Source organism: Glycomyces sp. NPDC049804 (assembly GCF_040674615.1).
Classification (GTDB): Bacteria; Actinomycetota; Actinomycetes; order Mycobacteriales; family Micromonosporaceae; genus Glycomyces; species Glycomyces niveus.
The window spans coordinates 103694-125125 of sequence record NZ_JBFAMQ010000014.1; the positions used below are offsets into that span (position 1 = coordinate 103694).

General features: G+C 67.4%; 29 protein-coding genes. 6 read left to right on the top strand and 23 right to left on the bottom strand.

Annotation, left to right across the window (positions count from 1 at the left end):
* Positions 1-40: 40 nt before the first annotated feature.
* From AB0K52_RS20355 to AB0K52_RS20445, 19 genes are all read right to left on the bottom strand, one after another.
* Positions 41-478, bottom strand: coding sequence for a hypothetical protein (locus AB0K52_RS20355; RefSeq protein ID WP_363534547.1), 438 nt, complete (start codon positions 476-478; stop codon positions 41-43).
* Between the two features lie 101 nt (positions 479-579).
* Positions 580-933, bottom strand: a complete 354-nt coding sequence (locus AB0K52_RS20360; RefSeq protein WP_363534550.1) for a hypothetical protein — start codon at positions 931-933, stop codon at positions 580-582.
* Between the two features lie 265 nt (positions 934-1198).
* Positions 1199-1555: a hypothetical protein gene (locus tag AB0K52_RS20365; protein WP_363534553.1), complete on the bottom strand. Its 357-nt coding sequence runs from the start codon at positions 1553-1555 to the stop codon at positions 1199-1201.
* Between the two features lie 167 nt (positions 1556-1722).
* Positions 1723-2295, bottom strand: coding sequence for a hypothetical protein (locus AB0K52_RS20370; RefSeq protein ID WP_363534556.1), 573 nt, complete (start codon positions 2293-2295; stop codon positions 1723-1725).
* 116 nt (positions 2296-2411) lie between these two features.
* Complete coding sequence (locus AB0K52_RS20375) at positions 2412-2738, bottom strand: hypothetical protein (protein WP_363534559.1); 327 nt, start codon at positions 2736-2738, stop codon at positions 2412-2414.
* A gap of 3 nt (positions 2739-2741) precedes the next feature.
* Positions 2742-3071, bottom strand: coding sequence for a hypothetical protein (locus AB0K52_RS20380; RefSeq protein WP_363534562.1), 330 nt, complete (start codon positions 3069-3071; stop codon positions 2742-2744).
* 3 nt (positions 3072-3074) lie between these two features.
* Entirely contained in the window at positions 3075-3827 is a 753-nt protein-coding gene (locus AB0K52_RS20385; protein WP_363534565.1) for a hypothetical protein, read from the bottom strand.
* Between the two features lie 6 nt (positions 3828-3833).
* Positions 3834-4841, bottom strand: a complete 1008-nt coding sequence (locus AB0K52_RS20390) for a hypothetical protein (protein ID WP_363534568.1) — start codon at positions 4839-4841, stop codon at positions 3834-3836.
* A 13-nt stretch (positions 4842-4854) separates the two neighbouring features.
* Positions 4855-5565, bottom strand: coding sequence for a hypothetical protein (locus AB0K52_RS20395; RefSeq protein ID WP_363534571.1), 711 nt, complete (start codon positions 5563-5565; stop codon positions 4855-4857).
* Between the two features lie 14 nt (positions 5566-5579).
* The gene (locus AB0K52_RS20400; RefSeq protein WP_363534574.1) at positions 5580-5897 is read right to left on the bottom strand and encodes a type VII secretion target; all 318 of its coding nucleotides are present in this window, start codon (positions 5895-5897) and stop codon (positions 5580-5582) included.
* A 1-nt stretch (position 5898) separates the two neighbouring features.
* Positions 5899-6297 (bottom strand): hypothetical protein, encoded by a 399-nt coding sequence (locus tag AB0K52_RS20405; RefSeq protein WP_363534577.1) that lies wholly within the window; start codon positions 6295-6297, stop codon positions 5899-5901.
* A 183-nt stretch (positions 6298-6480) separates the two neighbouring features.
* Positions 6481-6819, bottom strand: a complete 339-nt coding sequence (locus tag AB0K52_RS20410; RefSeq protein ID WP_363534580.1) for a hypothetical protein — start codon at positions 6817-6819, stop codon at positions 6481-6483.
* A 15-nt stretch (positions 6820-6834) separates the two neighbouring features.
* Positions 6835-8385 carry a WXG100 family type VII secretion target gene (locus AB0K52_RS20415; RefSeq protein WP_363534583.1) on the bottom strand — a complete coding sequence of 517 codons (1551 nt, stop codon included), beginning with the start codon at positions 8383-8385 and terminating at the stop codon, positions 6835-6837.
* 104 nt (positions 8386-8489) lie between these two features.
* Entirely contained in the window at positions 8490-8999 is a 510-nt protein-coding gene (locus tag AB0K52_RS20420; protein ID WP_363534586.1) for a hypothetical protein, read from the bottom strand.
* Complete coding sequence (locus AB0K52_RS20425) at positions 8972-9925, bottom strand: hypothetical protein (RefSeq protein ID WP_363534589.1); 954 nt, start codon at positions 9923-9925, stop codon at positions 8972-8974. Before AB0K52_RS20425 ends, AB0K52_RS20420 begins: the two co-directional genes overlap by 28 nt.
* A gap of 15 nt (positions 9926-9940) precedes the next feature.
* Complete coding sequence (locus AB0K52_RS20430) at positions 9941-10243, bottom strand: hypothetical protein (RefSeq protein WP_363534591.1); 303 nt, start codon at positions 10241-10243, stop codon at positions 9941-9943.
* On the bottom strand, positions 10240-10977 hold the full coding sequence (locus AB0K52_RS20435) for a hypothetical protein (RefSeq protein ID WP_363534594.1): 738 nt from the start codon (positions 10975-10977) through the stop codon (positions 10240-10242). The genes AB0K52_RS20430 and AB0K52_RS20435 overlap by 4 nt, the downstream gene beginning before the upstream one ends.
* Positions 10978-11034: 57 nt before the next feature.
* Positions 11035-11529, bottom strand: a complete 495-nt coding sequence (locus AB0K52_RS20440) for a hypothetical protein (protein WP_363534597.1) — start codon at positions 11527-11529, stop codon at positions 11035-11037.
* A gap of 45 nt (positions 11530-11574) precedes the next feature.
* Entirely contained in the window at positions 11575-12396 is an 822-nt protein-coding gene (locus AB0K52_RS20445; RefSeq protein ID WP_363534600.1) for a hypothetical protein, read from the bottom strand.
* A 385-nt stretch (positions 12397-12781) separates the two neighbouring features.
* On the opposite strand from AB0K52_RS20445, the gene AB0K52_RS20450 reads away from it, so the two are divergent.
* The 6 genes from AB0K52_RS20450 to AB0K52_RS20475 all read left to right on the top strand — a co-directional run bounded on the left by AB0K52_RS20450 (position 12782) and on the right by AB0K52_RS20475 (position 20272).
* Positions 12782-13060, top strand: coding sequence for a hypothetical protein (locus AB0K52_RS20450; protein ID WP_363534603.1), 279 nt, complete (start codon positions 12782-12784; stop codon positions 13058-13060).
* Between the two features lie 45 nt (positions 13061-13105).
* Positions 13106-13495 carry a hypothetical protein gene (locus tag AB0K52_RS20455; protein WP_208499294.1) on the top strand — a complete coding sequence of 130 codons (390 nt, stop codon included), beginning with the start codon at positions 13106-13108 and terminating at the stop codon, positions 13493-13495.
* Positions 13492-16638, top strand: coding sequence for an ATP-binding protein (locus AB0K52_RS20460; RefSeq protein ID WP_363534606.1), 3147 nt, complete (start codon positions 13492-13494; stop codon positions 16636-16638). The genes AB0K52_RS20455 and AB0K52_RS20460 overlap by 4 nt, the downstream gene beginning before the upstream one ends.
* Positions 16639-16706: 68 nt before the next feature.
* Positions 16707-18566: an MFS transporter gene (locus AB0K52_RS20465; RefSeq protein ID WP_363534609.1), complete on the top strand. Its 1860-nt coding sequence runs from the start codon at positions 16707-16709 to the stop codon at positions 18564-18566.
* A 3-nt stretch (positions 18567-18569) separates the two neighbouring features.
* Complete coding sequence (locus tag AB0K52_RS20470; protein WP_363534612.1) at positions 18570-19112, top strand: hypothetical protein; 543 nt, start codon at positions 18570-18572, stop codon at positions 19110-19112.
* On the top strand, positions 19109-20272 hold the full coding sequence (locus AB0K52_RS20475) for a M23 family metallopeptidase (protein ID WP_363534615.1): 1164 nt from the start codon (positions 19109-19111) through the stop codon (positions 20270-20272). The genes AB0K52_RS20470 and AB0K52_RS20475 overlap by 4 nt, the downstream gene beginning before the upstream one ends.
* Before the next feature lie 29 nt (positions 20273-20301).
* On the opposite strand, the gene AB0K52_RS20480 is transcribed toward AB0K52_RS20475, so the two are convergent.
* Genes AB0K52_RS20480 through AB0K52_RS20495 form a run of 4 tightly spaced genes read right to left on the bottom strand, consistent with a single transcriptional unit; the run spans position 20302 to position 21426 of the window.
* Positions 20302-20610, bottom strand: coding sequence for a hypothetical protein (locus AB0K52_RS20480; RefSeq protein WP_363534618.1), 309 nt, complete (start codon positions 20608-20610; stop codon positions 20302-20304).
* A complete protein-coding gene (locus AB0K52_RS20485) occupies positions 20607-20789 on the bottom strand; it encodes a hypothetical protein (RefSeq protein WP_363534620.1) in 183 nt (60 codons plus the stop codon). Before AB0K52_RS20485 ends, AB0K52_RS20480 begins: the two co-directional genes overlap by 4 nt.
* A gap of 26 nt (positions 20790-20815) precedes the next feature.
* Positions 20816-21139, bottom strand: a complete 324-nt coding sequence (locus AB0K52_RS20490; protein WP_363534623.1) for a YbaB/EbfC family nucleoid-associated protein — start codon at positions 21137-21139, stop codon at positions 20816-20818.
* Positions 21136-21426 (bottom strand): hypothetical protein, encoded by a 291-nt coding sequence (locus AB0K52_RS20495; RefSeq protein ID WP_363534626.1) that lies wholly within the window; start codon positions 21424-21426, stop codon positions 21136-21138. The genes AB0K52_RS20490 and AB0K52_RS20495 overlap by 4 nt, the downstream gene beginning before the upstream one ends.
* Between the last annotated feature and the right edge of the window lie 6 nt (positions 21427-21432).

The following is a 21432-nucleotide window of genomic DNA, read 5'->3' on the forward strand; positions in this document are numbered from 1 at the left end:
AATTCGATGCTGGTGAGTTACTTCGATGCTCATGACGCGCCTATCCCAGCGCATTCGCGTAGTCGTCCGAGGAAGCACCCGACTCGCCGCTGTCGCCGCCGCCGGTCGTCGCAGTTCCGCCGGCTGCGTAACCCGCACTGCTCGAAGCGAATTCGTCGTACTGGGTCTTGAAGTCGTCCACGTTGTAGGCCTCGGAGGTCTCGTTGCCTTCGAGAGCCGCGTTGAGGGCCTGGATGATCCCGAACAGCGATTGCCGCAGAGCCTGAAGGTTCCCCCAGACCGTCTGGTGCGAGGTCCCGTATGCGGTCGCGGCTTCCTTGCCCTCGGAGGTCGTTCCGAATGCCGGCGCCTTCTTCAGCGCCCCGTCCCTCATAGAGGAGATCGGGCCGCCCTCGGCCTCGAGGACGTCCTCGAGCCAATACAGAAGGAAGTCTCTGTACCGGGCTACCGCGTCAGGATCGAACTTGCGCTCTGCCATTGGGGGTCCTCCGGGGCCGGGGTAACGGGTATCAGGTCAATTTCAGGTTAGCAAAGCCTCGCAACCCGTGCTTCCCCGTAAGTACGCCGCAAATCCCCTGTTCAAGACGTTGATGAAGCATAGCTTCGCCGCAGCGCGCGCGGGTCCACGCATCCGGCGGACTCGAGCATTCCCAGCCATCCCTCCGCATCCCCTGAGTAAACAGAGGTAAGTTTCGGATCCTGGTCGATCACGGGATACTCCGGCCCGAGCGCGAATCTGTCAAAGAACTCGAGCAGGTCGGATGCCAGCACGCGCAGTTGCTTCGCACCGGCCATGATCTCGTCTGCGCTGGTAGCGGCTACAACTCCGGTCACTTCGTTGAGGTACACCGAGGCGTTTCCGCGCCTGGCGATGTGCGCCCAATGTTCCGGACCCGACTCGGCAAATCCCCATTCGGCGAGGTCGTCGACCACCTCGGTTCGGGAGGCCGCGATCTCGTCGGGCGTCGAGAAGACGAGCGAGCCGCAGCGCGGAGCGAAGGTGACCTCTTACAGCACCTGAATCTGCGGGGGCAATCCGGGCGACTCGGGAACAGATCGGCCGGGGGGGGCAGGGTCCACAGCTCGCTCTTCTCGGCAGGAATGGCCGCCCGCACCTGCGAGATCTTCTGTTGCACCCGTGGAACGCTCATCCTCCAGTTCTTACGATCTGCACACGGCGATCTGGCACGTCGTCCCGTCAGGCAGGTGCTTCAGACTGTTCATGATCTGCGACCCGACGCTGCGGTTGACAGGGGTCAGGTTCCGAGTTCGCCATGACCTCGCTGATCGAGGCGCTCATAGCCTGGAACTGGCGGAGGAAGTAGTCCTGGATCTCGGCCGCGGACTCGGTGATCGCTTCGAGGTCGGGTACGGGTTCGTCGGTGCCTGTGGCCTCGGCGCGTTCGTCCAAGGCGGCGTTGACCATGCTCTTGATCTCGCCGAAGAGGATCTCGGAGCCGACGCGCATGATGCGGGGGGCGAATTCGAACTTGTCAACGCGGCCCTCGACGTTGAAGGTGAAGCGGAGGAAGCCGTCGCCGCCATCGACCACCATGTGCCCGACCTGTTGGGCCTCAGGGGATTTGATAGCCGTGCTCAGGGTTGCGCGGGCATCGGCGAGCTACTGAGCGATCGCGTCCTCTCCGAACATGTGGCCTCCAGCCACTTTGGGCCATCTGAGGATCACTCAACATATACCTGGAGTGCAAACCACGTCTCGCGCTACTGCTGTTGCGGCGCTCTGGAGGGTGCCGGGGTGAATCGGTGCTGCTCTGGCTTTCGCAGGTAGCCGAGGAAGAAGCTGTCGGTCTTGCCGCTGAGGAGTCCGAGGAGGAGCTCCGTGGCCGTTCCGGGGAGAATCTCCCATTCACCGCCCCGGGCGATGTCCACGCCGATCGGCCAGGTCGAGGGATCCTGGCCTGGTATTGCGATCCAATGGAGGTAGTAGCCGAGACCTGAAGAGGCCCAGAGAATCGGCTGGACTCCCGGCTCATCGAGGACAGTTGGCTTGCTGCGCTCTTCCGGCGGATCCTCGGCTTCGAACTCCCAGATTTCGTCGAGGCCCGCTCGGCGCTCCCTGTGCATGGCGATCTGGTCGTAGCTGGGGTGGGAAGCTCCGGGCGCGAGCAGCAGGGTGTCGTTGCCGATCAGGCCGGGCCCGAGTGCGTTGACGAGGGAACGAAAGTCGGCAGGGATGGTCGCGCCCATGGCCTTGCTGGCGGCTTCCCAGTCGAAGGCCGGCCCTGTGTAGCGAGGCGCGTTGAAGAACGCGCGGAGGTCTTCGAGGTCGCTCATGTGGCTGTGTCCCAGGGGTTCAGGCGCAGAGGTCGTCGCCTTCGGTGAGGCGGGCAATCCGATGGCGATCCGCTGGTCGACGGTCCCGCGGAAGTGGTCGAACTACGCGGGTTTCATCAGGAGGTCGTGAGGTACTCGGCGAGTTCGGCGGCGACGCCTTGAGCCGAACGGACGCCGAGGAGGACGCGCTGCATGACGCCGTTCTGGAAGAAGACCTGCACGGGCAGGTTGGCGGGGCGCACACCCCATTCAGCGGCCGCCAAGGGAGCCTTGGCGATATCGATGAGACCGACGACCACCGCTCCCTCGGTCTCCTGCTCGAACTCCGCCAGCTGCCTGCCGAAGACCTGACTGCTCAGATCGGCGGCCGAGCCGAAGACGAGCAGGCGCGGACTGCCGCCTGCGAGGAACTCCTGCACGGTCGTGTCATCGAGGAAACGCATCGCTCACCCCTGAATCGCTTCGTAGTGCGTGTCGCGCTTCCACTCGACCATGGTGCGCCATTGGTTGTCTCCGGCGAGGTAGCTCAAGAACGCGCTCATCACCAGTTCCTTCGACGTCACGGTCGTCTCGTAGTGCTGGCCCGGGCCGCCGGCTCGATAGTCGAGACCGAACCGGTCTGTGTCTGCCATGTAGTTGGTCTGGATGTACACCTGGACTGCGCTCCCGAGCAGTGCGATCGAGTTCTCGCCCTGGCCGAGGGAGTCGATAAGGTCGATCACCTCGTCGCGAGTGGCGTTGTGGGAGACGAAATCGAAGTCGGACCTGAGAAACACGGCTTACCTTCCTGTTGTCGTGAACGACCAGAGTCGGGAGCGGATCTCCCCGGGTTCGACGGGAATCTCCGCGTCCCCGGCGCCCCAGATGAATCCGAGCCGCCGATCGAATGAGATACGCACGGTCTTGCCAGTGTAGTTCTCACATCTCACCCAGCCGGATTCGGCCTCGGACACCCGCTTGATAATCGAGGTCGAATCGCTCATGTCCACCGTTGACAGTCCGCTGTCTGCAAGCGAGTTTCCATCGGCGTCGCGGTATCCATATGCCATGCGTATATACGGTTGCGGGTCCCGCTCCCAGTTCGGGTAGTCGATACGACGCCGGAAGCGATAGCAGGCCGCGAGTTCCGATTCGGTTCCGGACACTTCGCACTGCCAGCCGGGAAACAGTCCGTAGATGCGCGAGTCGATCTGCGGATCGCGCCCCACTGTGGGCGTGAAGTCCGCTGCGGCCGGAAGGACCGCTATTGCGGAGTCGCACCCGTAGTGTTCGAGCCGCAGGCCGCCCACCGCGACCATGGGGACCGCCTCTGACAAATCCAGGACATGCTTCTGCGCGAACCGCAGGAACCGCCGCAAGTCTCCCTCATCCGTCGAAGTCCGAGCATTGATCTGGAAGAACGCCTGACCGTCGGGCCTGGCGAGGTAGTAACGGCGCACCTCGACTACCGGCGCGTCGACAGCCCAGGCGTGTTGGATACCTGGGACAGGCACCATCGGGACATGCTGGTGGAACCTCGCCAGGATGCTCATCGTTCATCACCTACCAGGTTTGGCGGTATAGTTGTCGCCCGGCGTCTTGGAATATGTGTAGCGTTCGCCGCTGGAGCTCTCCGCTCCCTTTCCTGCGTTCTCCTTGGCACCCATAGGAGTAAGGTTTTCGGGGTTGTCGAACCATTCCGCTCGTTTATCGTAGGGCATATCGTGTCCGTGCTCATGCCAATGCTGCGCGGCTGGAGTGTTGTGGTCGTACTGGAGGTTCGTGACGACCTGTCCGTTCGAGTTCTCGCGATAGTAGGGGACCGGGTTGTTTCCTTCCGCGTCTGACGACCAGGTCAAACGCTCGCGCGGCACCGGCTTGCCGGTCGAGGTGTCAACCGGCACACCATCGCGGACCTCGTAATCGATCGGAGGCGCGGTCTTCCACCCGTCGGCGGGCTGCTTCCCGTCAGGCACCTGCGCGGCTGGAATCGTGCCGGTCTCCCCTTCGGATTTGCGGCCCTCAACAGTGTAGGTTTGAATCATCTTTTGATGCGTTTCCGGTGAGAATCCGTCCGGGTAATACTTGGTTCGGAGACTTTGATTCCGCTCGTCGGGGTGGGCGACCTTCCACCCGTTCTCATCGTGCAGGGTCCCGTTGCTGTCGTACCCCCATTTCTCCGGAAGCTTGTCTTCAGGGATCCTTCCCGTCTCGGGGTCGCGGTCTTCATAAAGCTCCCGGAGATCATCGGGATCATGTTTGTTGTTCTCATCACGCTCGATGATGGGGCGGCCGTCTTCGTCGCGGGGAAGAGGCTGGCGCTCGTCGCCGTCCCCGTCGTCGTCCGTTCGGTCAGGCGGGGGGGTGGTCGTATCGGTGTCAGGTGTGGTGGTCGTATCGGTGTTGGGAGTGGTGTTGGCGGTATTGACGCGGGCGGCGTCGATGCGGTCTCTGGTCTCCGCACTGTCAGTCGCATGTCCGTTGCCGGGGAGGGGGCTGCGGTGGTGACTCGAAGTGTGGGATGTGTCGGTGTCGACATCGACGTCTGTGCCGTTCCGTTTGCCCATGGGGTGGCCCTTGTTATCCGAAGAGGAGGTCGCGGAGTGCGGAGATGGAGTCGATGAGGCCGGTGATCCAGCCGAAGATCTTTCCCACCCATTCGGTGATCTTGATGACCGCCTTGGGGATCACCCAAGCCGCGCCGATACCGACAGTGAAAGCGACTTCGGCGGCCCAGGCGATCAGGGACCCGATGCATTCGGCTACGAAGTCGCGCACGAACTCCCGGACCATGGTCACCAGCTCGCCTGCGCCGCGCGTAGCCGTGGCCAGGGACAGCGCGGTGCCTCCGACGCAGCCGAGCACGTCGGCGTTCGCGTCGCCCTTGTCGCGGTAGGCGTCGGCGGCCACGCCGACCCAGGACCCGACCTCCGCGAGGGACGCCGTCATCTCCTCGGACATCGCAAAGCACTCGTTCGCGATGTTGTCCCACGTCATCGCGTTCGCTTCGACGGCTTCAGGGTCTCCTGCAAGCATGTCGAGGGCGTCTTGGAGCGGCTGCACGTGCTCAATGAGCCAACCGACTCCCGCAGAGGCTAGGGTGCCGATCGGGTCAATGACCGCGCCGACAGTCTCCAGTGCGGCACCGAGGCCGGCGACCGAGGCGTCGATCCAGGAACCGGAGTCGATGGCCATGGCCAGCCCGGCGTAAGACTCGACGATGCCTGCACCGGCGAAGGCCGCGCCGAGCTGCTCCGGGACATCGCTTTCAGTGGCGACGAGATCACTCATGGACACGCGCCCGCCTACTGCAGTTCGTTCAGGAGCTGATTCTGCTCCTCCGCAGCCGCCTCGTCCGCGGCGTCGTATGCCGCGGCGGTGTCGCGCAGCGCCTGGGCGAGCAGTTCGAGGTTCTCTTGGGCCATCGTCGTGAGCTCCTTCTGATCTGCCTCGCGACTGGCCAATACCGGGGGCAGGAACTGGCAGATGATGCCGTAGGCCTCGTCGTTCTGCGAGACCGAATCAATGGCGGAGAGGACGCTGCCGAACCGTTCCCGGATCGCGTCGATGTGCGAGGCGTGACTGACCAGTTCCGCGGAGACGACGTCAATGTCGGCTGCCATGTCACGCCTCCGTTTCACGCTCGGGGAAGCGCATCCTGATACTGTCCACAAGAGCCTTCGCAGTGGGCGAGGTCGGCGGCAGCCGCTCCTCGACCGCGGCCCTGGCGGCCACGAGCAGGGCTTGACCGGCGTTCGTGTACGCCTGCATGAACTGGCGCTCAGCGTGCCGCGGTTGCATACGCGCGAGCGCGGGCTCGAAGTGGACCGCGATGATCGCCCCAGCGGAATCGAGGGTGACCGCCACGGTGCCGTTGTCGTCCTGACCGGTAGCCGTGACCGCCTGCACGGCTTCAGAGGCGGCGATCGATTCGGAGGCAAGCCGATCGGCCCGCTCCTTCCAGTTCGCCAGAGCAGCTCGCGCATCTTCGGGGCTGCTGATGTTCGCGAGGGGGTTGTCCATCGCTGCTCCGTTCCACATGGTGGCCTGGGGAATCCGAAGTCGGTCCGTCAGGAGATTCAGCAATCGACTATAGATGATGGATGCTCACTTTTGGTGCCATGAGCTGCCGCAGGGTCTTCCACACGGCCTTGTGCGAGTCGCGCAAGGGCATTCTGTGATCGCTTATGGCCCTTGGCTGTCGCGTCAGGCGTAGAGGTCGTCGCCTTCGGTGAGGCGGGCGATGTCGGTGGCGATCTGCTGGTCGACGGTGCCGCCGGTGTCGATGGCGGTCTGGAGGCCGGCGATGAGGCCGTGGAGGGTGCCGCGGAGGTATTGGAGGTTGCGCCAGGTGGTGGCGTGGAAGTCGGCGTATTCGACGGCGGCGGTCTCGGCGGCGCCGGGGGCGGTGCCGAAGGCGGGGGCCTTCTTGAGGTCGCCGTCGCTGAGGGACGGGATGATCTCGTTCTCGAGCTCTTCGAGGAGTTCGGCGAGGAACTGCCGGTAGCGCTCGAGCGCGGCCGGGTCGAATGCGCGCGTGGGCATGTCGGGGATCCTTCTCTACGCGTAGGGGTCGTCGTCCTCGTTGACGAAGCCCCACATGTTCTCGTCCTCGACGAGGTCGACGTCGGGTTCGCGTTCCTTGTCGTCCGTGTTCATGCCGCGCCCGGCGCCGGCGCCGCCTCCGCCGCCCATCATCGTGGTGGAGGCGCGGGAGGCGGGAGCCGCAGCGGCGGCGCCCGCGGCTGCGGCGCCGACGGCGGCGCTGCCCATGCCGCTGCCCATGGAGGGAGCGGCACCGGTTGCGCCCGTGGCGGGTGCGGAGCCGAAGCCGCCGCCTCCGCCGCCGAAGGCACCACCGGCGCCTGAACCGCCGCTGGCGAGGCCGCCATCGGGTTCCTCTTCGTCGTCCGGGGCGGGTTCCTTGGGCGTCGGCTCAGGGGTCCCGCCGGCGGGCGGGTCGAGGGACGGGTCCTCGCTGGCCATGGGCTGCGCGGTGCCGGCGGGCTGCTCCATGGGCGGGGGCTCGAGGTTCATGTAGGCGGGGTCGGCGGAGGGCGGGTACTCCTTGTCGCTGCGCACGGTCCGCACGGAGCGGTCCTCGGCGCCGGTGTCCGCACTGCGCTGCTGAATGTCCTCATTGGACTCGGCTTGGCGGGCGTCGTACGCGCCCCAGGACTGGTCGACGAGGGTGCCGTAGTGGTCCATCGCGTCGGCAACGGCGAGTTCCTTGGCCTCTTCGACGGTGAGGCCCTTGGCGGGGTCGAGGCCGTCGCGCTCGATGTTGACCGGGCTGGCGTAGTAGTCGATGTAGTGGAGGATGCGCTCGTCGATGTAGTCGATGATCTCGGTGGCGAGTTCGGGTTCGGCCCCGCCGAGGGCGAGCACGTGCTCGGCGTCCTGGCAGGTGTACTCGATGCAGTCGCCGTGCCACCAGGCGGGCCTGACGTGCACGGACACCCAGCTGTGCCAGTCGCCGTCGATCCAGAACTGCGGCGCTGGGTAGGGAATCTCGCCGGAGTCGCCGCCCTGGATCGAGTACAAGGACTCTTCAGTGGACTGGAGGTTGGCGACGGTGGCGTCCACGTCGTCGACGAGGTCCTCCACGAGCTCGCGCGTCTGCGCGCAGGCGGACTCGAAGGCCTCGAAGTCAGCGCCGGACCAGCCTTCGGCGAGGCCGTTCAGGTTCGACTTGATCCGCTCGGACCAGTCGGCGAGCCGACCGGAGACCTGGTCGGTCCAGGCGTTGCGCAGCCGCTCGAGGGAGTGCGCGTCGGCGCGCTCGGGCCGGACGGCGGCGACGGCCGCGCGGAAGTCGGCCTCGGTCGGGAACGCCATCCCGGCTTCCTTGGGGCGCAGGCGGTACAGCTGGCCTTCGACGGGCACGGCCGAGACGAGCTGCTGCCAGTCGAGTTCGGCCGGGTGCTCGGTCGGGTTGCCGCAGTTGGGGTTCGAGCAGGCGGGGCGGCCGGGCGGGAGAAGCGTTTCGGCCTCGCCGGGAGGAGGCGGTGGGGCGGCGCCGCCGACGGGGACGTCGCCGAACGCGGGTGCACCCATGGCCGGGGCGGCAGGGTCGAGTCCGTCGTAGGACTCGATCGAGTTGTCGCTCATCGATTCGCACCTCGCGGCGTCAGGGGTGACCGGTTGCGTTCACGGTAGCAACCGGACGCCTTCGATGGGAATCGTCCGCAGCGGCGAACCTCCCGGGAGCGCCGCTACCGCGGTGAAGGCCCGAAGGCGCGCTTGAGCATCCGCCACAATGGCTTCCGGGTGGCCCAGTACGCGATCCCGACTGGAAGGACGAGAAGCAGGAGCACCATGATCACCGGAGTGAGGTGCTGGGCCGTGCCCGTCCCGGCCGTCCAGGCGGTCGGGCGCCCCCACCAGTCGGGGTGGAACGCGGCGGGTTCGACCAGGACCGCGGGCAGCCGCTCGCCTTCCTCGCAGCGCCCCCGTACAACGATGTCGACCTCGACGCCGGCCCCGCCGCCGTCCGGCTGGAACTCGCCCTTGCAGGTCGTGTCACCGCTGCCGGAGAGCAGCGCGAACTCCACGACGGCGGTGCCGCGCGTCCCGCCCGATCCGTCCACGGCCGCCCGGTACTCCATGAACCGCGCGAGGACCAGGCCGAAGGCCAGCAGCGCCACGAGTGCGAGCCCCAGCATCGCCGCCGTCCCGGCCAGGCTGCGGCCGCGGCTCATCGCGCCGCCGGGGCTAACTTCCACTGGATCTCGTCGGGATTGGTGAGTTCCTCGGGCGCGTGGTCCTGCCACAGGTTGGAGAGGCTGTCGGCGATGCCGAGGCCGGCGCCGCCGCCTTGGAAGCCGCCCTTCCATTCGCCGTCGCCCTGGTAGGTGGGGAAGATGCCGGACACGGCCTGGATGGTGTTCTCCGGATTGATGCCGGACGCGAACTTGCCCGCGGGCATCGAGACCTTCCTGATCCAGTAGGTGGCGAAGCCTTCCAGCATGTTGGTGATGGAGGCCCCGGCGATCTCGAGCGGGTTCGCCTTGTTTCCCGCTCCCGCTTGGAAGCCCCAGGTGAAGACGGTGAGCGTCCCGGTGAGGGCGGTGCAGGCGATCATGATGGGCTTCAACGCGTTTTCGAAGGCCTCAGCCGTGGCGAGCAGCGCCGTCGCCGTCGCCAGCGCGCTGGCTCGGGCGGCGACCTCGCCGACGCCGGTCCAGCAGGTGGCGAGGTAGGAGGCGAGGCAGCAGGCCATGATCACGGTGCAGTACCCCAGGAAACCCCAGTAGACGGTCAAGGCGACGCCGAGGGTGATGAGCTGGGCGCCGATGAGGAACGCGGTCACCGCCAGCTCCTTGAGCTGAGCGTTGACCCCTTCGGCGGAGGACTTGAACGCGTCGGCGTCGGCACCGGACCAGTTGTCGTCGGTGATCGTGTCCACCTCGGCGGAGAGGTTGTTGGACGCCTCCAAGTTCTTCTCGCCCAAGCGGATCCATGCTCCGGCGGCTTTGAACATGTCGCCGGGGTTGCACTGGTTGAGGTAGATCTTGACCGCCAGCATCTGGACGGAGAGCCCGAAGACCAGGGCCGGGGGCGCGATCGCGATCGCGCAGGATTTGATGACGCCGTTGTAGTACGGCGACATGGCCGCGCCGGTGTCGTAGACGGCTTCCCCCATGGACATGGCGGCCCCCTTCCTCTAGTTTCCGCCGAACTCGGTCGCGCAGTCCTCGTCGGCTGCCTGCATGTCCTGGACGCAGCCGTCGAGGGCGGTGCGCATCTCGCGGAAGCACTCGGCGGCGCCGGACATGCATTCGGTGACGGTCGCGGTGGCCACGGTGTACGCGGCGGCCATGGGAAGCATGACCGCGGTGTAGAGGGCGCGGTCGATCGCGTTGAGCTCGGGCAGGTCTTCGTTGGTGCTCTCGAGGACGGGGAGCACCTTCTCGTCGATGTTCGCGGCCATCTGCGACACGAAGTCGCAGTCGAAGTTCCGGGTCATGCGTTGCCTGCCTTTCGTTTCATCGTCTCGGCCATCCGAGTCGCCTCGTCGATGACGCTCATGCCGCGCCGCTCCGCGGCCTGGGCCTGCTCCGGGGCTTCCTCCACGGCGTTGACGATGTCGTCGGGCAGTCGTTCCCGGGTCCGGTCGTCGGCGAGCTTCTCCAGGGCTTTTCGGGCTTCAGCCACGAGACTAGTCAGGCGTTGCCCGAGTCCCTCGACACCGCGGCTCCGAGCGGTGGGCCCGATCCAGACGCTGGCGACCGCGCGCTCGGTGCTGGAAGTGACCCCGATGTCGCCTTCGTCGGTGTAGACCTCCGCGGTGAGCGCTTCGCGGGGCGATTCGGGGTTCCTGTTGGTGGAGTCGCGCATGGATTTGACGATGCCGTCGAGGCTGGCGGCGATGGTTCGGTCGAAGTCGGGGTCGCGGCTGAGGCTGCCGACGGGGTTCTCGATGCCGAGACGGGCGCGCATGGCGGCCGCGAACGCCTCGTATCCTCCGGTCGCGGCGGCCTGCTGGAGCTGACCGATCGCCACGATGCTCGCGGCGACGGCGTCGCGGCCGTCGGCGCCGGGCCGGGGCAGGGTTCCGGCGAGCTCGGTGACCAGGTTCGCGATCACGTTCGGGGGTTGGCGGAACCCGGCGGGCGAGACTTCGACGACGATCCTGTCGCCGTCGAGCCGCACCGTCACGTACTGGTCGATGTCGGAGACGGTCCGGTCGGCTTCGTTCAAGGGCGTGGCTCACTTCGGGTGGGGTGCCGGACCCGGTCCGGTCAGTCAGCACCCACCCTATCCCGCGGGCTGGGACCTGCGGAGCCGTGAAAGCGGCCAGGCCAGCAGTTGCGGGATCGTCTCCTGCGGGACGAGGCTGATGCCGTCGGTGACTTCGCGGTCGTTCTCGTCGTCCCAGGTCGGTCCGAAGCGGATGCCGAGTGCGGGGATCGCGTAGGTGCCGCCGTAGGGGCCGACCACGCGGTGCCCGCGCTCGGTCATGAGGCCGATGACCTCCTCGAACGGGCGGTTGGCGAACTGGACGCCGTCGACGTGCACGACCGCGGCTGCGTTGCTGGTGATCTCGATGAACTCGAGCCGGTCGTGCTCGTCGTAGTCGAGGCTCATGAGCGAGTCGAGGTAGAGGTCGGTCAGTGCGGGCGAGTCGGGGTCGCGCTGGAACGACTCGAAGGCGCCCAGGGTCGCGCGGTGCCGCGAGCGCGGCTCGCCGAAGCGGGCGAACTCGAAGCCGACCAGCGGCAGGACGGTGTACGGGTAGTCGATCGGGGCCACTTCGGCAGCGTAACAAGGAGGTGCGGCGTCCCCGGTCGTCGCGCTTCAGCGTTCGGCTTCGGCTTCGGTGCGGCCGTTGTCGCCGTTCTCCAGGGGCCAGACGGTGGCTTCGACGGAGCCGACGAGTTCGAGGGGGCCGACGAGGGAGGCGGTGCGGGCGACGGTGAAGTCGTCGAGGGCGAGGAGGCTGATGCCGCCGCGGGACTGGGCGACGGCGGCGTAGTAGGCGCCGGTGCCGCGGTCCTGGAAGACCCAGCCGGGGCGGGTGTCGGTGGGGATGGTCGGGACCTTGGAGCGGGGGAGGCTGCCGGTGGCGGCGGTGTCGGGCGCGTACGGCGAGCGCGGCTCCGAGTACTCCTGGTACTGCGGGTGGCGCGGTTCGGGCGCGGTGTGCGGGTAGTCCTGCGGCTCGGGTTCCATGGGGGTCTCCGTGTAGTCCGGCATCTGGTAGCGGGTCGGGTCGCCCGACACCGGGATCGGCGGCGGGTTCACCGGCTGGTCGGGCGCTGCGATGAGCGTCCGCATCTCTACTTTCCCCGCAACGTAGCTCACCAACCACAGCCCGGCCGCGAGGGCCGCGAGGTCGACGCCGACGGCGAGGAGGACGCGGAGGTTCGCGTTGAGCCCGGTCCCGAACTGCGCCAGGGAGAACAGTGCGGCGGCGAGGGCGAAGACGACGAGTCCGGCGAGGGCGCCGGCCATGACGGCGGGGCGGCCGAGGCGCGGGACGGGGGCGGAAGGCCACTTCTCGGAGGCGCGGACGCCGCCGAGGGCGGCGGCGGCGAGGAGGGCTACGGCGAGACCGGCGACGGCGAAGGCGATCGCGGCGGCGGTCAGCCGCCCGGCGATGTCGTCGATGTAGTCCATGTTGGTCTCCGCGAGGTAGGTGCTCGGCCTGGTGGCCGGCGGTGTGGGCTGGATGGAGTTGTGTCGGGCGGTACCGGCTCGCCGGGCTCTATTGTGCGGTGCCGGACCGTCTCCGAGCGTAGGACACCGGTCTCCCCGAGTTTAGTGTCGGATTGCCGACACGGAGTGATCACGTCCATCGGATTGCCTTCGGGGGCTGAATCAGATTCACTGTCTCGTGGCAGCGCTTGCAGTCGCTCTTCGGCCCGACGAAGGTGCGTTCCGTCAGCACTGCGGCATATGATGAGGGCAGACCCCGCAATGGGTTGGGAGACAAGAAACATGAGTGAAGATTGCGTTACGTGAGACTGCAGTGACTCCTGTGACGAAAGGATGGGACTGAACGATGATGAGCGAGACACTCTGGACGGTAGCCGCGCACGCCCAGGCCGGCGCCGAGATCAACACGCAGGGGATCATCGGGTTCTTCCTGTCGAAGATCGCCCCGATCCTCCTGGCCATCCTGGGACTCATCTTCATCGCGCGCTCCAACAAGGGCGAGGTCAGCCGCGTGCTCACCTCCTCCACGATCGCGATCATCGGCATCGCCTTCATCGCTGGAGCCGTGGTCCTGGTGGCCGTCGGCAGCGGCCTGGTCGACATCCTCTTCAGCTCCGAGGACTAGCAAGCCCCCAATCGCCCCTGAAGTAAGGCCGGACGGAGGACGCCCATGCGCTTGCGCACCGACGACGACATCTACCGTGCCCGCCTGCTGTACCTCGGCCCTCCCGGCTACACCCTCCCGGTCCACCTCCCCTACGGGCAGTACGGGGCGTTCGCCGCGCTCTTGGGGCTGTTCATGTTCCTGCGCTGGGCCTTCACCGGCGACGTGGACCTCTTCCCCGCCATCGAGATCTCCCTCGCCCTCGTCGCCACCTCGCTGATCTTCCGCTACGTCGACGCCGACCGCCCCGCCACGACCGTCGTCCGCACGCTGCTCACCGACTGGAAGCACACGCGGGACGCCGGCGACGAGAAGCGGATACCGGCGTTCACGACCCGTTCGATCCGCCTGCGGCCCACACTCGTGGAGCCAGTCCGTACTGAGGAGCGCCTATGAGCGGCGAGGATCGCCGACAGCCCGTCGCCAAGTTCTCCGCCCCCCGGCCGCCCGCGCCGGTGCGCGACCGGGAACGGCCCTCCGGCGATCTCGGCGACGACGCCACCGCGCTGGCCGACGCTGTTTTTCGGGCGGAGCCCGTCAAGAAGCAGAGTAAAGCGGAGCCGGTCAAGGCGCACCGCTCGGCGACCCCTCCAGCCGCGAGCCCCACGCAGCCGAGCCCCACGGCCACGCCGTCCCCAGTGGACCCACTACGACACGCTTCGCCACCTGCGTCGATGACACCCCCGGCGACCGGTCGTCCACAGGGTTATCCCCAGGGTTATCCACAGAATCCGCAGAGTTATCCACAGGGATATCAACAGCGTCACCCACAGGCTCCCACCAGCGGAAATCCACAGGGTTATCCACAGCGCAACGGCATTTATCCACAACCGGGACAGAGTTATCCACAGGCTGTTGACCAGCGGCGCGGGAATGTTTCCACAGGTCGTACAGCAGCTGAACAAAAGGGTGCACAACGGGTGCCCGGCCAGGACCTCGTCCCGGTCAAGCAGGCCCGCGCCGAGGCCGCGCTCCTCGACGCCACCGACCCGAAGCCCACCCGCGTCAAGCCGCTGCCGGCCTCCAAGGAGAAGCAGCCGCTCCGCGAACTGAGCCTCACCGAGATCGCAGGGCACGCCACGTTCACGCCCGCCTCGGTCACCGCCTGGTACAAGCTGCCCGGCGTGCGCTGGTCCTTCCGGCCCGACCTCGAGCGCGAAGCGCTCATCGTCGCCATCGCCGAGCAGTTCGCCGGCCTCGCGGGCATGCGCGTCCACTTGCGCCGCACCACCCGGCCGTTCCCGGCCGACCAGTGGGCCCGCACCGTCGACCAGTACACGGCCCGCCCGCTGCGCACCGTCCCCGGCGGCACCAGCTGGGCCGACCACCTCGTGGCCGCCCAGCGCCACCTGCAGCAGCTCTCGCACGCCGAGGGCGAGACGTTCCTCGGCATCACCTTCAGCCGCCGCGGCACCATGGACCAGCTCGGCGAGAAGGTCGGCCGCATGTTCGGCCGCGGCACCAAGCTCTCCGAGCGCGAGAAGATCGAGAAGCGCAGCCTCCAGTTCGACGAGGTCCTCGGCTCCTTCGGCGTGCGCGCCCGCCGCGCCACCACCGCCGAGCTCGAATGGCTCGTCTACCGCTCGGTCGCCCTCGGCATGGCCCCGCCGCGCCTGCTCTCGGGATCGAACGGCGAGTGGGAGTCCGGCGACGTCCTGGCCCTCACCGAGTCGATCGAGCGCTACCGCAGCCCCTACGGCTCGACGGTCAAGCTCGTCAACCGCCTCACCGGCGAGGAGAAGCACACCGCGGTCCTCACCGTCGGCCGCATGGAGGAGCTGGAGATCCCCCAGCGCCACGAGCCCTGGCTGCACTTCCACGAACGCTGCCCCTGGCCCGTCGAGCTCTCCAGCCGCATCGACATCCTCGGCCCCGGCGAGGCCTTCCGCGACCTCGACCACCGCCTGCGCCTCATCCGCAGCCAGCAGCGCGACTACGACGAGCACTCGATGGACGCCCCGCCGGAGCTCCAGCGCCTCGCCGAACGCGCCCTCGGCGTCGGCGACGAGATGACCACCGGCCTCCCCATCGACGCCGCCCGCGCCCACGGCTGGCACCGCCTCGCCGTCACCGCGGACACGAAAGAGGAATGCCTGGAGCGCGCCCGCACGCTCATGCAGATGTACCAGCGGGACATGCGCATCAGCCTCCAGCACCCCAAGAACCAGGACTGGCTCGCCCGCGAGTTCATCCCGGGCGAACCGGTCGCCCAGACCGGGTACGTCCGCCGCATGCCGGTCAAGCTCTTCGCCGCTGCCTTGCCGCAGGCCGCGTCGACCGTCGGCGACCAGCGCGGCGACCTCATCGGCCGCACCGCGGGCACCTGCCGCCGCCCCGTCTTCCTCGACATGCACTTCGCCACCGAGGTCCGCGAGAAGTCCGGCCTCTCGGTCTTCGTCGCCGAACCCGGCGGCGGCAAGTCCACGCTCATGGGCGCGATCGGCTACCTGGCGGCCCGCCGCGGCGTCCAGGTCACGCTGCTCGACCCCTCGGGCCCGCTCGCGCGGCTGTGCGAGATGCCCGAGCTCAAGCCGTTCTCGCGGGTCCTCAACCTCACCGGCTCGGAGTACGGGACCCTCGCGCCCTACGCGCTCATCCCGTCCCCGCGGCGCGAGCACTTCGAGGACTCCCCCGACGGCCAGCGCGAGTACGACATCGCCATCTCCAACGCCCGCAGCGAAAGGCGCATGCTCGTGCAGGACATCTGCGCGATGCTCCTGCCGCCGCAGATCCAGCGCGAGGCGAGCACGGCCCGCCTCCTGCGCCACGCGGCCCGCCACGTGCCGGCCGAAGAGGACTCGACCATCGAGGACATCGTCGAGTCGCTGCAGGACGCCGAGGACCACGTCACCGGCGACGGCGCCGAACTCGCCGCGCTCCTGCTCGACACCGCGGAGATGCCGCTCGCGAAGCTGTTCTTCGGCAGCCCCGACAAGGGCGTGCTCGAGGACGACACCGCGCTCACGGTCATCACCATGTCCGGCCTGCGCCTGCCCGACCTCGGCATCGAGCGCGAGTACTGGAGCGCTGAAGAGGCCCTGGCCCTGCCGATGCTCCACACCGCGCACCGCCTGGCCGTGCGCCGCGCCTACGGCGGCGACATGCACCGCCGCAAGCTCGTCGGCCTCGACGAAGCGCACTTCATGGAGGGCTGGAAGTCCGGCCGCTCGTTCCTGGTCCGCCTCGCCCGCGACTCCCGCAAGTGGAACCTCGCGGCGCTAGTGGCCTCCCAGAACCCGAAGGACATCCTCGGCCTCGACGTCCAGAACCTCGTCTCCACGGTCTTCGTCGGCCGCATCGCCGAGGACCGGGAGGTGGCAGAGGAGGCGCTGAAGCTGCTCCGCGTGCCCACGGGTGTCGGCTACGAGAGCGTCCTCGCCTCGCTATCCGAAGTGGACGCCGCCGAGACGCAGAAACTCCCCTACCGCGAGTTCGTGATGCGCGACGTGGACGGCCGCGTCCAACGCATCCGGGCCGACTTCAGCTGGGTCCGCAACCTGCTCGACTACCTGAACACCACGCCCGGGGAGGCGAAGTGACCGACCCCTCCGCCGATCACGACCTTGCTCCTCCTACTTCATCCCACCGATCCGGCCTCGCTGCACGCGTGGCCGGCCGCCTCGGCCGGGTCCTGCTCGCCCTGACGGCGGCCGCCGGCGCTCTGGTCTTCACACCGGGAATGGCGGGGGCGCAGGGCGACGCGGAGGGGTGCACGGACTACGAGTGGCACACTTACTGGTCCCAATGCGTCGACGAGCTGCCCAAGGGGCAGGAACTGCAGTGTGAGGCCGCACCCCAACCGGCCTCGCCCGACTCGGGCATGGCGGGCTGGTTCGCCGACCCCAGCAACCTGGACAAGAGCGAGGGCATCGGCACCTACAGCCGCTACGGCTATGCGGGGTACCAGCTCCCGATGTACGGCTCGCAGGAGATGGCGATCGGCGGCGGCTGTGTTGACGCCGTCTCGATCCCCAACGGCGCCGACACCGCGAACGCCCTCGCGAACATGGAGTTCAACCTGTCGGTCGCCACGGTCGGCGCCGCGAACTCGATGCGCCAGGCCGCTTGGGAGCCCGACAACATGTGGGGCTGGTCCAACGAGTTCATGGAGCGCGGCACCGAGATCCTGTACCGCCAGATCTTCACCGTGTTCGGCGCGGTCACGGTCGGTCTCATCGGCCTCTACCTGCTCTGGCGCTCAAGGCAAGCGGACATGAACAACGCGGTCACGACGGTGGCCTGGGCCGTGCTCATCCTCGTGCTCGTGACCGCCGTCGTGCGCTGGCCGGTCAAGGCCGCCGAGTACACCGACCAGGCCTTGACCATCGGCATGAACCTCAGCACGGTCCTCATCAACGACGACCAGGTCGAGGGCTGCATCCGCGAAGACGGCATGGACCAGGACCGCTACGACGAGCTCAAGGAGCTCAACGGCGAGGGCTTCTGCATCGACACCCGCACCGCCGCCGTGGTCGCCTCCGACACCGTCTCCGGCCAGGTGCTCTACCAGAACTGGTTGCGGACCATGCTCGGCCAGAGCGAAGAGGTCACCTTCCAGGAGCGTGACGGCGAGGTCGTCGAGGACGCCGAAGGCAACCCGGTGGTCACCGACTCGAACGCCGCCTACAAGTACGGTCCGGCGCTCTTCGCTGCTCAGGCCTTCTCCTGGGAGGAGCAGGCCGAGGCAGAGGATTCGGCCACCTACCGAAACGACCTCATCGAGGAGAAGCAGGAACTCTGGCGGAACCTGGTCGCCCAAATCCAGACCGAGGACCCCGAGGCCTACGCCAACATCAGCGGCCAGCGCGCCTGGGAGCGCACGGGCACCGGCTTCCTCGCCCTTCTGACCGCGATCTTCTTCTCGCTTTTCGACCTGACCGCGTCGATCCTGATCATCCTTGGCTTCATGATCGTGCGCTTCGCGATCGTGGCCCTGCCGATCATCGGCACGATCGCGCTGCTGCGCCCGGCAGGCGGACCGTTCAAACGCCTTGTTAACACGGTGCTCGGCGCGATCATCAACGTCGCGATCTTCTCGCTGGCCGCGGTCATCTACATCTGGGCGTCGAGTCGCATCCTCGGCACCACGATGCCCGTCTGGCTACAGGTCGTCCTTATCGGACTCCTAGGTATCGCCGCGTGGCTGCTCCTACGACCGGGCAGACGCATCGCCGGACTTGTCGCAGGTGGCGGTGTCGCCGACTCGTTCCTCGGCAGACGCACCACCGAGGCCGATCGGGAGGCCGACCGCGAACGCCAGCGCATCGCACAGCGCCGCGACGACGTGCGCCCCGAAGAGGTGCCCGACACGGTCCGCACCTCGCGCAGCACCACCGACACCCTGCCAGAGCAGAAGACGGCCGCCGACCAACCGGTCGGCGCCAGCGGCCCCAGCGGGACGGGCACGTCCGGCGGTGGCGGCGGCTCCGGTGGTGGAGAGGTCTACCGGCCTTCGAGAAAAGAGTGACCGATGAACCGAGCCCTCCGGATCATCTTCTCCCGCTATGGGATCGTCGTCATCATCCTGGTACTCGTGCTCGGGGTGATCGCGCTGGCGTCGCAACGAAAGCAGACGCCGCTCGACGGCGGCGGCAACACCGCCAATGGAGGCTCGAGTTCGGAAGCGAGCTCTGAGGCCTTCACCGAGGACGACGGCCTCGCGACCGAGAACTGCGACGGCGACGACTGCTACCCCGAAGAGGAGCTGCCGCAGGAGGCGGTCGACCGCTCGGTCGAGTTCGCCGAGGTCTGGCTCAACCCGAACGGCTACAGCGCCAGCGGCTGGTATGACACGCTCGTCCCGTTCCTCACCGACGATCAGGCAGAGCTGATGCAGGGCGTCGACCCGATCTCGGTGCCCGCCACGGAGATCACCGGAGAACCGGTTCCCGATGGCTTGAAGGTCGGCATCCCGATGGACACGGGCACGCTGACGCTCACCATGACTGAAGGCTCCAACAACTCGACCGAGCTGGACTGGCTCGTGTCGGCGATCGACTGGGAGCAGTCATGACAGGCATCGGCGACGACACCACCGCGAAGGAACGCTCCGCGGAACCCCTGGCCCCCAAGGTCCCCAAGAAGCTCCGGCCCTGGCTGTGGACCATCACCGTCCTCAGCGTGTGCTGCCTCGGCGCGGTCGTCTCGATCGTGCAGCTGCTGTCCGACCAGTCGAAGGGCGAGGACGGCACGGTCACGCTGGCCGGCTGCGGCACGAACTCCACGGTCGACCCGAACGCCGAATTCCCCGCGATCGCCCCGTACACCGCCGAAGAGATCAAGAACGCCGCGATCATCATCTCGGTCGGACAGGATCTCGAGATTCCGGCCCGCGGCTGGATCATCGCGGTGGCGACGGCGATGCAGGAGTCGAGCCTGACGAACCACGGCCACCTCGGCGACCGGAACGACCACGACTCGCTCGGCCTGTTCCAGCAGCGTCCCTCCTCCGGTTGGGGCACGCCCGAACAGATCCAGGACCCCGTCTACGCATCGACGAAGTTCTACGAGAAGCTCGTGACCATCGACAACTGGGAGACCCTGCCGCTCACCGTTGCGGCCCAGAAGGTGCAGATCTCCGCGTTCCCCAACGCGTACGCCAAGCACGAACCGAAGGCCACGGAGATCGTCAACACGCTGACCGGTGGGGGCGGCCGCGTGGCGGCGGTCGACACGCAGCTCGGCAACTGCAACCCTTCCGGCGAGCTCTCCGCCTCGGGCTGGATCATCCCCGCCGAGGGGCCGATCAACTCCGGATTCCGGACCGCGCAGCGCCCGACCCACAACGGCGTCGACATCGGCGCCCCGCGCGGCGCCCCCATCGTCGCGGCGGCGGCGGGCACTGTGATCACCTCCGAGTGCAACGCGAGTCTCTACGGTGCGCCGTACTCGTGCAACCAGGACGGGTCGCCAGAGGTGGCCGGGTGCGGCTGGTACGTCAACATCGTGCACGCCGGTGACTACCTGACCCGCTACTGCCACATGACTTCCGCCCCAATGGTGAAGGAAGGAGACGTAGTCCAGGCCGGTCAGCTCCTCGGGTATGTCGGCTCCTCGGGCCGCTCCAGCGGCCCGCACCTCCACTACGAAACCCACCTGAACGCCGACCGCAGCCCCGCCGGCGCGGTCGACCCGGTCGACTTCATGAACCAGATGGGCGCGCCGCTCGGGTAGCCGACCGCCGGGCTGGGGCGTTCACGGCTTCAGCCGAGGCGGTCGGCCAGCAGCGGGAAGACCACCGCGAAGCTCAGGACCATCCAGATGATGCCTGAGAACAGCAGGAACTTCTGCGCGCGCGTATAGTGCGGCCATACGAAGATCCTGGCCATCCACCACGAAATATAGACGTAGCGTTCCCAATGGTGCGGCCTTGCCGAGTGCGTGAAGATCAGGTTCGGCACCGGGTGCAGGACGAGGCCGTGGTGAACGGGGTGCCTCGGGTCGCGCAACCGTGCCACCTCCTGTGGGGAGAGTCCCTCCGGGTTCAGCGCTCCCCGGTATCGCCCGTTCACAGCAGCCCTCCTGCGTACGCCATGACCAGCATGACGATGCCGAAGCAGAGGTTGATGCCCCAGACGACGCCGATGCTGATCTGCGCATGCCTGCGGTAGAACTTGCGGGCCTCCTCGGGCGGAACCACCACACCGTAAAGCTTGGCGAGCCGCTTCAGCGGAATCTGTTGCCGGTCCATCTCACGGTCCCTCCGGTCGTCGGACACTACCGCGGTGCGGACTCGATCAGCTTCTGCTGCAGTTCAACTCGCGCTTCCTCAAGGGTGGCGATGATGACCGACCCGAGCCTGCGGTACTGCTGCCCAGGCAGCGACGAGTCGATGGCGAGATCGGTGATGTAGCCGTCGGTTCCCACGGTCAACGTCACCAGGCCGTCGGGGTCAGAGCGGGTCACGGTGATCGCCGCGATCTGCTCCTTCATCGCCTCGAAGGCCGCGAGCTGCTGCTCCGCCTGCTCCTTCATCGATTCCAGCCGACGGAGCATGTCCTCGGGGTTCATACCTCGCAAGGCGTCGAAATCGAAGTTCATGCCTGCTCGCCTCCGAACTGCGACATCGACGCCGCGACATGCGCCTGCACGCGCTCCTGCAGCACGGCGTCCGCTTGCGCCTGCGCCTTACGGATGACCGTCAGGATCTCGGCCGCCGCCGTGGCGGCGCCGAGGTCGTGCAGGTTCGCCTCGACCTGCAGCTCGGCGAGCACTCCGTGCGGGCCGGCGGTGGCCTTCACGAACCCCTCCTCGTGCACGGCGGTGGCGGTGATGCCCTCCGCCAGCGCGGCCAGCGTGGCCGGGTCGAACGGGTCTGCTGCCGTCATCTCGGC